10 protein-coding genes are annotated in these 16,655 nt (G+C 40.4%); 3 read left to right on the forward strand and 7 right to left on the reverse strand.

From position 1 onward, the window contains the following. The first annotated feature begins 131 nt into the window (after positions 1-131). Positions 132-4,865 (forward strand): glutamate synthase large subunit, encoded by a 4,734-nt coding sequence (gene gltB, locus PI95_RS20345; protein ID WP_039742470.1) that lies wholly within the window; start codon positions 132-134, stop codon positions 4,863-4,865. A gap of 318 nt (positions 4,866-5,183) precedes the next feature. On the opposite strand, the gene PI95_RS20350 is transcribed toward gltB, so the two are convergent. From PI95_RS20350 to PI95_RS20380, 7 genes are all read right to left on the reverse strand, one after another. Further along, entirely contained in the window at positions 5,184-6,092 is a 909-nt protein-coding gene (locus tag PI95_RS20350) for a polysaccharide deacetylase family protein (RefSeq protein ID WP_039742467.1), read from the reverse strand. Positions 6,093-7,180: 1,088 nt separating this feature from the next. Beyond that, positions 7,181-8,434 (reverse strand): mannosyltransferase family protein, encoded by a 1,254-nt coding sequence (locus PI95_RS20355; protein WP_236117126.1) that lies wholly within the window; start codon positions 8,432-8,434, stop codon positions 7,181-7,183. Next, the gene (locus tag PI95_RS20360) at positions 8,431-9,825 is read right to left on the reverse strand and encodes a DUF2079 domain-containing protein (protein ID WP_039742464.1); all 1,395 of its coding nucleotides are present in this window, start codon (positions 9,823-9,825) and stop codon (positions 8,431-8,433) included. Before PI95_RS20360 ends, PI95_RS20355 begins: the two co-directional genes overlap by 4 nt. Before the next feature lie 45 nt (positions 9,826-9,870). Next, complete coding sequence (locus tag PI95_RS20365) at positions 9,871-11,181, reverse strand: putative hexosyltransferase (protein ID WP_052324865.1); 1,311 nt, start codon at positions 11,179-11,181, stop codon at positions 9,871-9,873. A gap of 14 nt (positions 11,182-11,195) precedes the next feature. Next, positions 11,196-11,564, reverse strand: coding sequence for a DMT family transporter (locus tag PI95_RS20370; protein ID WP_336507371.1), 369 nt, complete (start codon positions 11,562-11,564; stop codon positions 11,196-11,198). Between the two features lie 67 nt (positions 11,565-11,631). Then, a complete protein-coding gene (locus PI95_RS20375) occupies positions 11,632-12,618 on the reverse strand; it encodes a glycosyltransferase (RefSeq protein ID WP_052324864.1) in 987 nt (328 codons plus the stop codon). 224 nt (positions 12,619-12,842) lie between these two features. Next, positions 12,843-13,583: a class I SAM-dependent methyltransferase gene (locus tag PI95_RS20380; protein ID WP_039742460.1), complete on the reverse strand. Its 741-nt coding sequence runs from the start codon at positions 13,581-13,583 to the stop codon at positions 12,843-12,845. Between the two features lie 419 nt (positions 13,584-14,002). On the opposite strand from PI95_RS20380, the gene dxr reads away from it, so the two are divergent. Both dxr and PI95_RS20390 read left to right on the forward strand, forming a co-directional pair. Further along, a complete protein-coding gene (gene dxr / locus PI95_RS20385; RefSeq protein WP_039742457.1) occupies positions 14,003-15,199 on the forward strand; it encodes a 1-deoxy-D-xylulose-5-phosphate reductoisomerase in 1,197 nt (398 codons plus the stop codon). Positions 15,200-15,340: 141 nt separating this feature from the next. Further along, entirely contained in the window at positions 15,341-16,399 is a 1,059-nt protein-coding gene (locus tag PI95_RS20390; protein ID WP_039742453.1) for a phosphotransferase enzyme family protein, read from the forward strand. Positions 16,400-16,655: the final 256 nt, after the last annotated feature.

Genomic DNA, 16,655 nt, shown 5'->3' on the forward strand with positions numbered 1-16,655 from the left:
AAAAAATAAACCTGAAGTTAGATTTTTTTTTCCTAATTTTAGGTAAGTCTCTATTTTTGCATTTTTAAATGTGAGAAATTTTTTTTCACAGTAGTGGCAAAATTCATAACTCAAGTTATCAGCAATAAAATATGAATAATCAACCCATGAATCAAGACCAACAAATGACATTTTCGGATACGTCTTCAAGGTGTAACTACCAGGGTCCTCGATGGTTAGTAGAAGAACGAGATGCTTGTGGTGTGGGCTTTATCGCCCATCGCCTAAACCAAGGTAGCCATGAACTTGTTACTAAAGCCTTAGCTGCTTTGACTTGCTTAGAACACCGGGGTGGTTGTAGTGCAGACCAAGATTCCGGTGATGGTGCGGGAATATTGACAGCGATTCCTTGGGAGTTGTTCCAAGCTGAGTTTGCCACAAAAGGTGTGGAACTAACTTCTACCAAAAATATTGCTGTAGGAATGATATTTTTGCCGCAAGATCCAGAAATAGCGGTTTCATGTAGGGCAAAAGTTGAGCAAGTGGCAGCAGAGGAAAAATTGACTGTACTGGGCTGGCGAGTAGTGCCGGTGCAATCTAATTTGTTGGGGATACAAGCAAGAGAAAATCAACCCCAAATTGAACAAGTTTTATTAGCTTCCGATAAAAGCGGCGATGAATTAGAACGGCAATTATATATTACTCGTCGTCGGATTTTCAAAGCTGTAAAACACATTTGGGAAGATTTATACATCTGCTCGTTGTCTAGTCGGACAATTGTCTACAAAGGCATGGTGCGTTCTGCTGTATTGGGAGACTTTTATCTGGATTTAAAAAATCCGGCTTTTAAGAGTGCATGGGCAGTATATCACCGCCGCTTTAGTACCAACACTATGCCCAAATGGCCCCTAGCGCAACCGATGCGGCTTTTGGGTCACAACGGTGAAATTAACACGCTATTGGGTAACATCAATTGGATGATGGCACGAGATGCAAGCCTGAATCATCCAGTATGGGGCGATCGCCTCGAAGAACTCAAGCCTTTTGTTCACATCGATAACAGTGACTCAGCGACTTTAGATAACGTAGTTGAGTTATTGGTGCAGTCTGGACGCAGCCCACTGGAAGCGTTGATGATTATGGTTCCAGAGGCTTACCGCAACCAACCTGATTTAAGTAATTTCCCGGAAATTGTCGATTTTTACGAATACTACAGCGGTTTGCAAGAAGCTTGGGATGGTCCAGCACTTTTGGTATTCGGCGATGGTCGGAAAGTCGGTGCAACACTTGACCGCAATGGCTTAAGACCAGCTCGTTACTGCATTACCAAAGATGATTATATCGTTGTCGCTTCCGAAGCTGGGGTAGTGGACTTACCAGAAGCCGATATTGTCGAGAAAGGCAGACTCGGACCTGGGCAAATGATTGCCGTGGATTTAGAAAGTCATGAGGTGCTGAAAAATTGGGAAATTAAGCAGCGCATCGCCAAAAAGCAGCCATATGGAGAATGGTTGCAAAAGTACCGTCAAGATATGAAGTCTTTGGTCGGTGAATCGTCTGTTAATGGTAATGGCAACGGACATCATGCACTCAACGGTAACGGACATTCTACAACCAATGATATAGAGAGTATGAGCGGGGTTTCGCCATCCCGATTGCAACATCAAATTGCTTTTGGCTACACCACAGAAGATGTGGAAATGGTAATTCAGCCAATGGCGATGGATGGGAAAGAAGCGACTTTCTGTATGGGGGATGATATACCTCTAGCGGTACTGTCTGAAAAACCCCATTTGCTGTATGACTATTTCAAACAGCGCTTTGCTCAAGTGACAAACCCGGCAATTGACCCGTTGCGGGAAAGCTTGGTGATGTCTTTGAAAGTAGAATTGGGTGAGCGGGGTAACTTATTAGATCCCAAGCCAGAATATGCTAAAAGGCTGAAGTTAGAATCGCCCGTACTGAATACAGCTGAGTTAGAAGCTATCAAGCTGTCGGGATTTGCTACCGCTGAGTTGTCAACGCTGTTTGAAATTGCCGCAGGTCCAGATGGGTTGAAAGCAGCAGTGAAGGCTTTACAAGCACAAGCTGTGGAATCGGTGCGAACTGGTGCGAAGATTTTAATTCTAAGTGACAAGGTAAGTAACGGCATCGGTACAGAATACACCTACATTCCGCCTTTGTTGGCGGTGGGTGCGGTACACCATCACTTAATCCGTGAAGGATTGCGAATGAAAGCATCCTTGGTGGTGAATACGGCTCAGTGTTGGAGTACACATCATTTTGCGTGTCTGATTGGCTACGGTGCTGGTGCGGTTTGTCCTTATCTGGCTTTGGAAACTGTACGCGATTGGTGGTTAGAACCGAAGACGCAAAAGTCTATGGAACGTGGTACAATTGCCACTCTCACTTTAGAGCAAGCTTTTGGGAACTATCGCAAAGCGGTGGAAGCAGGTTTGTTGAAAATTCTCTCGAAGATGGGAATTTCTCTGCTATCGAGTTATCAAGCAGCGCAAATCTTTGAGGCGATCGGCATCGGTCAAGATTTGTTAGAGTTGGGATTTTATGGTACTACTTCCCGTGTGGGTGGTTTGAGTATCAGCGAGTTGGCTACTGAGGTGCTTTCGTTCCACTGTAAGGCTTTCCCGGAACTGACAACCAAGAAGTTAGAAAATTTAGGTTTTGTGCAGTACCGTCCGGGTGGCGAGTATCACATGAACAGTCCGGAATTGGCAAAAGCGCTGCATAACGCTGTAGGCTTGGCTAAAGTGAAAGAAAACGGCGCATCCGGCAAAACGGCTTATGACCATTACGAGGTATATAAGAAGTATTTGCAAGAAAGACCGATTACGGCTTTGCGTGACTTGCTAGACTTGCAAAGCGATCGCCAATCCATCCCCCTAGAAGAAGTAGAATCTGTAACTGAAATTGTCAAGCGCTTCTGCACCGGCGGTATGTCTTTAGGTGCTTTATCGCGAGAAGCTCATGAAACTTTAGCGATCGCCATGAACCGAATTGGCGGAAAATCTAATTCTGGGGAAGGTGGCGAAGATCCGGTACGCTTTAAAGTTCTCGATGATGTAGAAGATGGTTACTCGCCAACACTACCGCACCTGAAAGGTTTGCAAAATGGCGATACTGCTTCAAGTTCGATTAAGCAAGTCGCATCCGGACGCTTTGGGGTAACACCTGGGTATTTGATGAGCGCTAAACAAATCGAAATCAAAATCGCTCAAGGTGCAAAACCGGGTGAAGGGGGACAACTTCCAGGAACAAAGGTTAGTCCTTACATCGCCATGTTACGCCGTTCTAAGCCTGGAGTAACGCTGATTTCTCCACCACCGCATCACGATATCTATTCAATTGAGGATTTGGCGCAGTTGATTTTTGATTTGCACCAAATTAACCCGAAAGCACAGGTATCAGTTAAGCTGGTTGCAGAAATTGGTATCGGTACAATTGCGGCTGGTGTGGCAAAGGCAAACGCCGATATCATTCAGATTTCCGGTCATGATGGCGGCACGGGCGCATCTCCTTTAAGTTCGATTAAACACGCTGGTTCTCCGTGGGAACTCGGATTAAGTGAAGTGCATCGCGTGTTAATGGAAAATAGTTTGCGCGATCGCGTAATTTTGCGCGTTGATGGTGGCTTCAAAACCGGTTGGGATGTGGTAATCGGTGCATTGATGGGTGGTGAAGAATTCGGTTTCGGCTCCATCGCAATGATTGCCGAAGGCTGTATTATGGCGCGAATTTGTCATACCAACAAATGTCCTGTAGGTGTCGCTTCGCAAAAAGAAGAACTGCGTCAGCGGTTTACTGGTATGCCAGAACACGTTGTCAACTTCTTCTACTTTGTTGCGGAAGAAGTGCGAAGTCTGTTAGCACGACTTGGTTATCGAACGCTTTCGGAAATCGTTGGACGTGCCGATTTGTTGAAAAAACGTGAAGAGGTTAAGCTGACGAAAACGCGATCGCTAAATCTCGACTGCTTGCTGAAGTTGCCCGATACTAAAGAAAACCGTAGCTGGTTGCAGCATGAAGAAGTTCACAGCAACGGTGTGGTTTTGGATGACGAATTGTTAGCGGATGCAGATATTCAAGCTGCGATTGACAAGCAATCTACTGTGACGAAAACTTGGAAAATAGTTAATACAGATAGAACAGTCGGCACAAGATTAGCGGGAGCGATCGCATCGAGATACGGTGACAATAACTTTGCAGGGCAAATTAACCTCATCTTCAAAGGTAGTGTCGGACAAAGCTTTGGTGCATTTAATCTTCCAGGCATGAATTTAACTTTAGAAGGAGAGGCAAACGATTACGTAGGTAAGGGAATGCACGGTGGTGAAATCATTATTAAACCCCCGGCTACTGCTAACTATAACCCAGCACAAAACGTGATAGTTGGCAATACCTGCCTTTATGGTGCTACCGGTGGAGTATTGTTTGCCAACGGTTTAGCAGGAGAACGCTTTGCGGTGCGTAATTCTAAAGGTACAGCAGTAATTGAAGGTGCGGGCGATCACTGCTGCGAGTACATGACTGGTGGTGTAATTGTCGTCTTGGGTAAAGTTGGACGCAACGTAGCTGCGGGGATGACTGGTGGATTAGCGTATTTCTTAGATGAAGAGGGTGGATTTCCTGAGTTAGTTAATCGGGAAATTGTCAAACTTCAGCGAGTGATTACCGAAGCTGGCGAAAAGCAACTGCAAGAATTAATCAAAGCACATGGCGATCGCACTAATTCACCAAAAGCGAAGATGATTTTGCAAAACTGGCAAGAATTCTTACCCAAGTTTTGGCAGTTGGTTCCCCCTTCTGAAGCTGATAGTCCAGAGGCAAATCCCCAGTTTGTTGCCGAAAAACAACTCAGTTCTGTTTAGAATATCATGTCCAACGCAAGAGACGTTCCGCTGGAACGTCTCTACTATGATTCGGTGTGGAATGTCTCTACCATGATATATAGCGGTTCTGTTGTTGGATGTAATACACAAGGATACCTTACTCGTAGGGACAATTCATGAATTGTCCCTACAATCAGATAGCAGTCCGTTTAGGATTTGTGAAAAAATAAGATCCCCGATTTATCCAACAAATCGGGGATCTGAAATTATCAATTTTCACAAATGAAATAGAATTATATATTAGCTTTTAATTGTTATTAACTTAACTAATGATTAATAACTAATAACTAATAGCTATTACTTTTTGGCTGTCATTAGCTTCCGATCTTTATCTTGCATTTCTAAAAGTTCTGGTACAGTGACAAAGCTATAGCCCTGCTTTTTAAAGTAGTCAATAATTTGTGGTAAAGCTTGTACAGTTCTGGAACGATTACCACCACCATCATGCAGTAGCACAATTCCGCCCGGTTTTGATGCCCTCGTCACATTACTTATTAATCTAGATAAAGCTGGACGGCTGTAGTCTAAAGAGTCAGCAGACCACATGACTATTGTATATTTTTGGTTTCTGGCGTAAGCAGCCACCCCATTGTTCATCATCCCCCCAGGTGGTCGGAACAAAGTTGTTTTCACACCAGTAGTTTGATAAATCAGGTCAGATGTACTCTCAACTTCGTAAGCCGCTACTTGTGGATTCATGGAATGATATCTGTGAGTCCAAGTATGGTTAGCAATGACATGACCTTCAGTCACAATTCGCACACCCAATTCTGGATGCTGTTTTAGCATTTGCCCAACAATAAAAAATGTGCCTTTGATGTTATTTTTTTTGAGGATATCCAGTACTTTAGCTGTACTTCCAATCCAAGGTCCATCATCAAAGGTAAGAGCAATTACTTTCTGATTTTGGCTGAGTTTTGCTTCTGCGATCGTTACCCCTTGAAAACGTTGTGGCACACTGTAAGCAAGACCCTTTACTTTGGCTTCTTGCTGCCAAGTTCTAAGCATCGCCGATTTGAACTGCTCAATGCGCTGAGTTGTTTCTATACTAATATGTTTTTTGTTTGAATTTATACTGATTTCACTTTTTGCCTCGGAAGCTTTTGGGTTAATAGGCATCATTAAACCAAGGCTTAAACTGCTACCTAAGGCAAGCAGAGCAATTATGATTCCTTGCGACCAAAAAAACGACTTATTGTTTTCCACGTCATAGCTCCTTCAAGGGTCGAACCATCAGTCTCGGTTCTGAGGGTACGTTATAGCACATTTTTTGTAATTATTAGATACCAACTTTTTTCTGGTAATCCTGAAGAATTAAGAATTGATTAACAGAAATATAATAAAAATTGAGCAAATTAATTGCACAAGTTTAATTTCAGCTTAGATTATCCGCCTTGAGGCGATAGTAGCTAATAATAGCTATATGAATAACAAATCATTTGCCTAAACATATTTGTTATTTTTTAATATGAATTTTAAGTGTCAGATAAAAAATGAAGTTAAGACTTCAGAGATAATTTATCCTTCTTTTGTCACCAGACCAAGGCGAACAGGCTTTATTGTTTTCATCCTTTATCCTTTATCATTCATACTTTACAAAAAATATTGTACAGCTAAACGTTATTCCTTCCTTTTTAAAACATAGTTAAATTTTTAATTTCCTCAATGTATCTGTTGCCGTTTGTTAATTACATGAATGTAAATTAACTTAATATAGTTGATATGAAGCAAGATGCACTAATACCCTTAAAATTACCTATTCCAAAATTTAAAATGCTTGTATAGCAAGCATTTCAAGAATTTTAAATGGTAGCGTAGCTTGATTTTTGCCGCAACGTGCTAGTTCGTCAACGTGCATACAAAGTCCAGTAATTTACTAACTATCCTGATTTGAATCAAGGTAATTTTAAATTATGATACTTTGGCTATTAAGTATCAATGTAGACTAAAACACTGTCTTCTTGTCTGCCACTTTTAACTATTAGTTGATTGCAGTTATTACCTCAGTCATACTACAATTATATCTCCTTGAATATAGTATAAATACTGAACCAAGAAAAAAGTTGTTGCTTAAGCAAGTTAAAATACTGTATACTCTAGTCTGATTGAAGCATTTAATTTGCAATCAAAAAGTAATATTGAATACGAGCAACACTGAAACAGGTTTAATTTGAGTGTATTTTTATATACGAAACATCCAAGTTAAATAATTAGTAATATCACATGATTCTCAATTTGTGTTGTAGCGACTATAGCGCTTCAGATGAGAATACAAAGCAGACCAAAAACACTTTCTACGCTACCCACTGATCTTGGGCAAATCGGACAGCGAAGCTAGCAAGTAGAATGGCAAAGAAACCCATAACGGAGCGTCCCCAAAAAGGATGACGAGCAAGCAGCACCCCACATGCGATCGCCAGCGATACAATACCGTAAGACAGACGATTTAGAGAAATTGTACCTCCCGATGCCAGTAACATACCGATGCCACAAAAACCATAGACAACAGTAATTAAACTAAGTTCCCGACGCAAGCGCCATAACAAATATATACCACCGAATATCATCACAACGTTAGTCAAAGGATCGCCGGCTAACAGCCACAAGAATAATCCTAAGCAGGCAAAGCCATAATTCACCTTAGTAGCATCTAATTTGTTGCGGAAGTACCACAACAAAGAAGCGCTACCGATAATAATTGCGAATAACAGTGGATGCCAAGGGTCTTTAATGTAACCGTACTTCCAATTAGTTGTACCGACGACAATTTGCATTATCATCTTTAACCAACGCAGCCAATCAAAACCCAATGACGGACGCCATGCTTTTTGTGCGTGGAGGAATGCTAAAGCATCCCCCATTGTAATTTGACAATACAAGCTCCATAGAAACAAACCACCACCAGCGGCTAAACTAGCAATGTAAGCTTTTACACCTCTGCGTTGCCACAAACTTACAAGCAAAAGCGCAGGTATCAGCGCGATTCCCGTAGGACGCGCTGCCGTAGCGATCGCACCCCAAAGTGCTGTCCAACCATATTGTTGTTTATCAAAAGCTTTTAAAGTAGCTGTACTAAATAAAAGATACAGTCCTTCAGAATAAATCACAGTGCCGAATAAAGACAGCGGACACCAAGCGAGTACAGCTGTTACCCAACGCGCTTTTTGTTTGCCATGACGCTCATTCATCCAAGCGTATAATACTATCAGCGCTCCTAAAAATGCGAGATTATTTACTAATGTGCCTGCGACTTTAAAAGGTAAGCCAACACTCATGAATGCGCGAGTAACTAAAGGAAACAAGGGAAAAAAAGCAACCGATGGCAGTTGCTTTCCTGGAAGTGAGTAATTGTATCCAAAAGTGGCGATCGCTTCGTAAAAGTTACTATCCCAAGAAAAGAAAACATCCCAGCCAAATTTGGCAGCAACTCCTCCGGGTGGAACCGGAAGTAAAGGCACAATCACTAACATGATTATACAGATAAATATGCGGCTAGATAGCCACATAGCTACTGGAAAAAACCACTTATTCTCATGAAAATATCTCATTTTGTAAATAAATAAACATCGTCACGCTGATATTTCAACTTAAATTCTGGTTTAGTTTTGAGTTGATTTAATAAACTAGCAGCAAATTGTGGATTACTTGCCCAACCTGGATGACGGACATCTAGCAATATATAATCAAAGATTGTTAAATCAGTTTGTGGTGAATTTGCATCAGTCAATTTAATTAATTGCCGATGTGCCAAGTGCGGAGAAATTGCTGCTGTTGTGTAAACACTTCCTTTGGTTTGAACTTGAGCGATCGCTTCTCGTGTAGCTTGCCAAGTATCTAGAGATTCTAAATATCTCGACCAAAAATAGCCAAACTTTGCCAAAGCCAAAAATACCACTAAAGACCACAAAATAATTGCTCGTTTGTTTTGCAGCCATCCCTTACCTGCTGCAAGACTTTTAATCACCACCAAAATTAAAAATGGTATAATTGGTAGAGAATATTGATGAATTAAATCTTTTTGTAATGGCTCGTCAGTCAGAAGGTTGAGTGCCAAAGTAGGAATAGCACCAATTAAAGGCATTATCCCTGGAAGTGAAAACCCCCAAATCACAGGTGCTAGCAGTAAAACTAAGTAGAACAGGTTATGGACTGAAAAAACCTTGCCCAAGGTGAGTTCTGGGTGGAACAGCAAATTTTTAAATATCTCTGGAAATGTGTGTCCCAGATAGCTATATCGCTGAATATGACGTTCTACCGAGCCTGCGGCACCACCAAAATAGGGAATGATCCCTTTGGTTGCAATCACAAACCAAACAAGCCCGGTGACAATTGCGATCGCACCATATAAACGCCGCTTTTCAAATACCAGCAGCCAGACACCCATAGCGATAACTGTTAAAGATAATACCTCTTTACAACTAAATACAAGTAAGATACTCACACAAAACCACCAAGTGTGTCTGACTCTGGCTGCCCACACCGCTGCTAATAGCGCTGGTATAGCGATTACATCAGGATGGAAATCAAACAGATTAATATTAAATACTAGGGGATACAGTAAGTACAACGCTGCGATCGCTACTGCAAGATTTTCCTTTAATCCCGCTTGTCGCGCTAAATGCCATATTGGCAAAGCACCTATCCCCAAAGCCACTGCTTGCACAGCCAACAACCAATAAACACTTGGGTAAATTCTGTATAATATAGCCAACGGATAGAACACCAAAGCCGCATGGTCGCCTAGAATGTGAAAACCAATGAATGAAGAAATCGGCTTCTGTCCTTGACTTATTAAATAAACCGCTTGATCAAAAATTCCTAAGTCCCAGGCAGTGGATTGAAAAAGAAGGTGTCGTAAACTGCTGCACGCAAAGAGAATTACGGTATTGATGCCAATCATCCAACCGACAGTACCAAACATAATTAGTTTTTTTCCCATATCACCTGTACCAATGTAGTAAGCACGGAGAGTGCTTACTACAATCTAAGCTAACCAAAGTTCTTGAGAAAATCGTACAGCAAAGCTGGCTAAAATAATCGCAAAAAATCCCAGAATTGCATATCCCCAACGCGGATAACGAGCAAGCAATAATCCAAATGCAAACGACAGCGACACAATACCATAAGCGTAACGTTCAACAGATGCGGTAAGTCCGGTATTAAGAATTAATGCATACGATAAAAAACCATATATAACAGCAACCAAAGGAATTTTATTTCTAGAAAACCAAAGTAAATAAACACCACCAAAAATAATTAATATTTTAATTAATGGTTCACTTGTAAATGGATCGTTAGGTAATTGATTGCGTGTTAATAACCAGAGCAAAATCCATAGAAAATAAAATCCATAACGCACCTTGGTAGCACCGAACTTGCCGCGAAAACGCCATAATAAATAACAGCTACCGATAATAATTGTGAATAGCAAAGGATGCAATAAGTTTTGAATCTCGCCATTTTTATTAGTTGGACCGATGACGATTTGCATCAACATTTTCCGCCAACCTTGCCAGTCAAACCCCACCGAAGAACGCCATCCTTTTTGTGCGTGAAGGAATGCTAAAGCGTCGCCAAATTTAATTTGGCAATACAAATTGTAAAGAAGCAAACCGCTACTAACAGCTAAACTAGCAACATAGGCTTTTAAACCTCTGCGTTCTTTCCAGGAGACAAACAAAAAGGCAGGTATGAGTGTTATTCCAGTTACTCGCGTTGCTGTAGCTAATCCACCCCAAAAAACAGTCCAGATATATTGCCTTTTATCGAAAGCTCGCAAAGCAGATATGCTGCATAATAAAAATAGTCCTTCTGCGTAAACTACAGTTCCGTAAACCGAATAAGGACACCATGCTAAAACAGCAGTTGTCCACCGTGCCGCGCTTTTACCATAACTTTCGTTTACCCAAGAATACAGGATTATCAAAGCAGCTAAAAATGCAAAAGTATTTATCAATGTGCCTGCCACTGCAAAAGGCAAGCCAAGATTCATAACAAGTCGGATAATTAAGGGAAATAAGGGAAAAAATGCAGTTGAATATAATGCTCCATTATCGGTAGTTTGATATCCTGAAGTTGCAATTAAATGATACCAAATACTATCCCATGCAGTGAAAACATCCCAGCTAAATGTGGCAGCTATACCATTTGCGGGTGCGGGAAATAAAGGGGCAATTAACAACATAGTAACGGCTATCAAAACTCGACTCAATAGCCACATCGCTACTACAAAAAAAGTATTTTTGTTTGTATATGCTATTAGCTTGGTGAGATTTTTAGTAAAGAAATTTGTCATTTTTTGAATTTGATTTATTTTTGCCAGACAACTAATATAACTCCACCAACAATTAAGCTTAAGCCTATTAAACGAATCGAGGGAATTGATTCTTTAAAGATGAAGTAACCCAGCAAGACTGAAAAAACATAAACCAACGATGCAGAAGGACCGGCTACACTTAAATTGACTCTAGTTAACAGAAGGATGTAAGCAACAGCACCTAGACCGTAGAAAGCTAGTCCGGTTAAAAGTTCCGGTGTTGTAATAATGCCCAAAACTAAATTAACAGCATTACCTAAATTAACTCTGTCTAACTTCAGTGCGCCTAATTTTAAAAAAAACTGTCCTGTCACACTGGCAAGAACAGACATCAACAGTAAAAAAAATTCTTGTAAAGTCACAAAATTTTCCTTTAAATTATTGTTAGGATAAATACAAAATTAATGTTTTTATATATGTTGCTTATAATTATATTGATGAATGATGAGATGGCTGAGACGCGGGTGTTGTTAATGTATGATTTACATCGCCAATTTCCTTGACGGTATAAACAGGACGACCTTTGACTTCTTCATAAATACGACCAATGTATTCGCCTAAAATGCCAATACAAAACAATTGGACAGAACCCAAGAAGAATAGACCAATTGTAATTAATGTGAAGCCAATTAATGGAGAAGCTGGATCGAATAAGCGCCAGTACAGCACTAAGAGTATCATTAATAGAGCGATCGCTGCTGAGAGCATTCCTAAATAAGTGGCTAGTCTCAAGGGAACTTTTGACAGGGAAACTATTCCATTCACTGCTAATGCCCAAGACTTACCGAAGGTATACTTTTCTTTACCAGCAAAGCGAGGATCTCGTTCAAAATGTACAGATGTTTGGCGAAAACCTACCCACGCTCTTAAACCGCGAATGTAGCGGTTGCGTTCGGGCATACCATTTAGAATATCTACCACTTGCCGATCCATCAAGCAAAAATCACCTGTATCGGGTGGTATGTCTACATCAGCTAAAACCCTGAGTATGCGATAGAAGGCGTAAGCAGTCAAGCGTTTTAGCCAACTTTCTTGTTTGCGAGAGAGACGCTGGGCATAAACTACTTGATAGCCTTGTTGCCATTTTTCTATCATCGCTAAAATTAGCTCTGGGGGGTCTTGCAAATCGGCATCCATAACGATGACAATTTTGCCTTGAACGAAGTTTAAACCCGCAGTTACAGCGATTTGATGACCGAAGTTGCGTGCAAAACTGAGGTAACGCACGCGACTATCGCAGTGGTGAAGTTCGCGGATCATGTTTAAAGAGCGATCGCGACTTCCATCATCAATTAAAATTAACTCAGCCTCGCCGTCTAATTGTTCGATTAAATTACTCAGACGACGATACATCTCGGTGATGTTTTCTTCTTCGTTATAAATCGGTATAACTATAGAGTAAATTGGTTTATTCACTGTCCTGTTTGTGTTTTTACCACTGAAATGCACTGCTTATTAAATAATAGGAATGAGCGCTTTTCCTAAAGTCTTGTAGGGGACCCTACGTCAATTCAATTGGTAAGACGAAGGAAGTGCGTAAGTCCTAAATAAGTCAGTATTATAAATTTTCTCAAATAAATTCATAGTTTACTTACTTTTATTCAAGCCACCTTGACTGCAAATCATAACCTTGATTAATTTTATTTACTTTTCTGTGCTAAAAGCAAAATAGATACACCAAAAGGAAGGCTCAATCGATTCATTAAGTGACGTTCGCTTGCAAATAAGAGACTTAAAAACTTATTGATATGTTTCGGCGGCTTCTTCAAATCGCTGTTATCAATAGAATTACTTTCAAGTTTTAAACATGAACGCAAGTAACGCACGCCTGCAACGATAGGAAACAAAAAAAAGTTAAAATAGCTGCTGTAATGCACAGTATACCCAGCCTTTCTCACAATTTGTTGCAAATTTTTCAAAACATAACGACGTTTATGATGGTTAATTTCATCATGCTGGCTCCACAAAAACTGGTAAGCAGGAACCGTAACTAACAATGAACCTCCAGGCTTTAATTTTGTATGCAATGCGGTCATCGCTGCCAAGTCATCATCAAGATGTTCCAAAACATCGAGTATGAGAATTATGTCATACTCATTGCTAAAAGGAATTTTATCAGGCAAGCCACCCAATTTTACTGGAATTACTTGCCGCTCATTGGCAATTTTACAAGCGGTTTCATTCAACTCCATCGCTGAAAGTTGACCGTGACGGGCTAGCATTCTCAAGTTGCCACCTGTACCACAACCGACTTCGAGAATTTGGGCATTTTTCGGTAAACTTAAGTTAAGAATCGCTTGTTCTATAATCATCCGCCGACCGACAAACCACCAATGTTTATCTTCAACGGATGCATACTGTAGGTAAAAGTCTTTGTCCATAAGGCGTTACTTATTATTCACGATTTGACTTTTTAGCCTACCCAAAGTTTTTGGGCAAATCGAATATTAAAACTCGCAGATAAAATGGCGAAGAACAAGAGTGTTAGGTATCGCCAACGAGGATGGCGAGATAATAACATATCGAGAGCTACACTTAACGACACATAGAAAAAGTCGTTTCTCCATCTAGCTTTTATGATAAATACCTGAACTTGAGGCATTAGCTTTAGCTAGTATGTGTGAGGTTGTTTTATGCGTTCTGCTATTCCTAGTGGGAAATCTGCAATCAATGTGTAAAATTTAACATTTTTGTGATTTTTGTCAACAGCGATCGCCACCAAACAAATATTATCTAATTGCTGCGATCGCGGTTGTCGCCGACAATTTATAGTAAAGTTGTCTTGAAATATAAAACAATTATGAAAGCGATTACTCTGCTTGGTTCCACTGGCTCTATCGGTACTCAGACTTTAGATATTGTCTCGCAGTACCCAGATCAGTTCCGGATTGTGGGATTGGCTTCTGGGCGCAATGTAGAATTGTTAGCGGCTCAAATTCGGCAGTTTCGACCAAGTATAGCAGCGATTTGCGATGAAGATAAATTACCCACACTCAAAGAAGCGATAAAAGACCTCGATCCCCAACCTATTTTACTCGCAGGTGAAGCTGGAATAATCGAAGTTGCTCGTTACAGTGAAGCCCAAACTGTTGTCACGGGTATCGTTGGTTGTGCTGGTTTGCTACCTACCATTGCTGCCATCGAAGCTGGTAAAGATATCGCTTTGGCAAACAAAGAAACTTTAATCGCCGGCGCTCCTGTAGTTCTACCGTTAGTTGAGAAACATAACGTTAAATTATTACCAGCAGATTCCGAGCATTCTGCCATATTTCAGTGCTTGCAAGGTGTTCCCAAAGGCGGTTTGCGGCGGATTTTGCTGACTGCTTCTGGTGGTGCTTTCCGCGATTGGGATGTAGCCAAGTTAGCAGATGTGACTGTTGCCGACGCTATCAAGCATCCGAATTGGTCGATGGGTCGGAAAATTACGGTAGATTCTGCTACTTTGATGAATAAGGGATTGGAAGTGATTGAGGCACACTTCCTTTTTGGGATGGATTATGAAAATATTGATATTGTCATTCATCCCCAAAGTATTATTCACTCGCTGATTGAATTGCAAGATACTTCAGTTTTAGCTCAATTAGGCTGGGCTGATATGCGCTTACCTTTACTATATGCTTTATCTTTTCCCGATCGCATCTACACTGATTGGCAACAACTAGATTTGGTAAAAGCCGGAAATTTAACTTTCCGTGAACCAGATCACCAAAAATATCCTTGCATGAAACTAGCTTACGCTGTCGGTAAAGCTGGTGGATCTATGCCTGCGGTATTGAATGCTGCAAATGAACAAGCTGTAGCGTTATTTTTAGATGAAAAAATTCGCTTTTTAGATATTGCTAGATGTATTGAATCGGTATGCGATCGCTTTAGAGATGATAACTCTGCCAATCCTTCTTTAGATGATATTGTGGCAGCTGATAAATGGGCAAGACTTGAAGTGTTAGCAGCAACTGAAAATTTCGATGCGCGATCGCGTATCATTTCTTTACGATAACAAAAGAAACCGACAGGTTGAAACCTGCGGCTACACGGACAAAGCCAGACGAGCGCAGGCTAAAAATATTAATTTTTTCTAGTCTGCTCTAACTTCTGTCTGCGCGGACTTAAACTGCTAATAAAGTTTTTCAGAATCTAGATGAAAATAATCTCACCTTACGGCAAAGATGTACTCGACGAACTCCAAAGAGTTTATCACCTAAACTCTGTCGAAGATTTGGTAACAACAATACACGATCATCTTGCCAAACACTATTTCATTGAGTCGTGCGAAATCCTCTCTGTTCACGTAGCGTTTGGGTTAACTCTCAATATTTTAGCTTCGGGAAACATTTATTATCTAAAATTTGCTTCCCGAACCATGAACCGTACACCAAAGGACTTATTCTTATATATTGATTTTCTTTACCGCAATGCAATTCCAGTCCCCAAAATCTTCAAAACTACTGATGGAAGCTGGTTTAAATCAGTCTTAAACGACACAGATTATGATGTCGTTTATTTAATGAGTTCATCTCCAGGAGAACCAATATTAGCACCGTCGCCAAGTCGTATCCAGGAATATGCTGCCGTGATGGCGCGTTATCATAAACTGGGGTTAAATTATGAACCAAAGGTTTTGGGTGGACAACCCACTACTTTTACAATAGAACAGGCGATCGCTTCCGATCTACCTAAATTTTATCATGCGCTTTGTGGGCGAGAAAAATTATTTAGTGCTAGGGAAATTGACTTAATTAATTTTATTATAAATTACATTTGTACAACCTTTGCCCTTGCACAACCTTTGCAACTGTTGCGAACACATATTCATGGTGATTTTCGTCTTTGCCATGTATTTTATACAGGTGAAACTGTATCCGGAATCATTGATATTGATCAATCAACATACGCAGAGAGACTCATTGATGTTTGTTACGGTCTAATTAGCTCACCAAATCCGGCGGGAGGTATATTTTTTAGCATTGAGCAAATACAACTTTTTCTAAGCAGCTATAACCAAGAATTTCCATTTACCGCAAGTGAGCGCAAATTGCTTAAGCCAATGCTTCTTTATGCGTTGATTGAACAACTTGATGAAGTGAGTAAATGTTATGAAACAGGCAACAGTGATACCACTATTACTGATATCGAGTTAACTCACAAGGCTTTAGCTAAGATTTTTGATATACAGGAGGCAAAATTAATTTCTACATGAAATATAGCCAGAGTAAATTATAATTTATACGTGTATTTAAGAAAAAGTATAAAAAATATATAATTACTTCATAAAAAGTTACTTTACATACCGTTTTTTGTGTCGCTTTCCGGTATATTTAGCCCAGGACAATTATACAAAAAATGCCCAAGGATAAAAAGCTCGATTATAGTAACTGTTTTAACTTGGGTGAATTCGCGATGTCTAAGACAAGCCTTTCCCTTGTCTACGCCGCAATAATTGTTACTAAATGTAA

The organism is Hassallia byssoidea VB512170 (assembly GCF_000817785.2).
Lineage (GTDB): Bacteria > Cyanobacteriota > Cyanobacteriia > Cyanobacteriales > Nostocaceae > Hassallia > Hassallia carrinoi.

What these genes read in the sequence shown, in the direction of transcription:
- gltB (WP_039742470.1), top strand. Translation starts at nt 132, where the DNA reads ATGAATAATCAACCCATGAATCAAGACCAACAAATGACATTTTCGGAT.
- PI95_RS20355 (WP_236117126.1), bottom strand. Translation starts at nt 8,434, where the DNA reads ATGAGATATTTTCATGAGAATAAGTGGTTTTTTCCAGTAGCTATGTGG.
- PI95_RS20360 (WP_039742464.1), bottom strand. Translation starts at nt 9,825, where the DNA reads ATGGGAAAAAAACTAATTATGTTTGGTACTGTCGGTTGGATGATTGGC.
- PI95_RS20365 (WP_052324865.1), bottom strand. Translation starts at nt 11,181, where the DNA reads ATGACAAATTTCTTTACTAAAAATCTCACCAAGCTAATAGCATATACA.
- PI95_RS20380 (WP_039742460.1), bottom strand. Translation starts at nt 13,583, where the DNA reads ATGGACAAAGACTTTTACCTACAGTATGCATCCGTTGAAGATAAACAT.
- dxr (WP_039742457.1), top strand. Translation starts at nt 14,003, where the DNA reads ATGAAAGCGATTACTCTGCTTGGTTCCACTGGCTCTATCGGTACTCAG.
- PI95_RS20390 (WP_039742453.1), top strand. Translation starts at nt 15,341, where the DNA reads ATGAAAATAATCTCACCTTACGGCAAAGATGTACTCGACGAACTCCAA.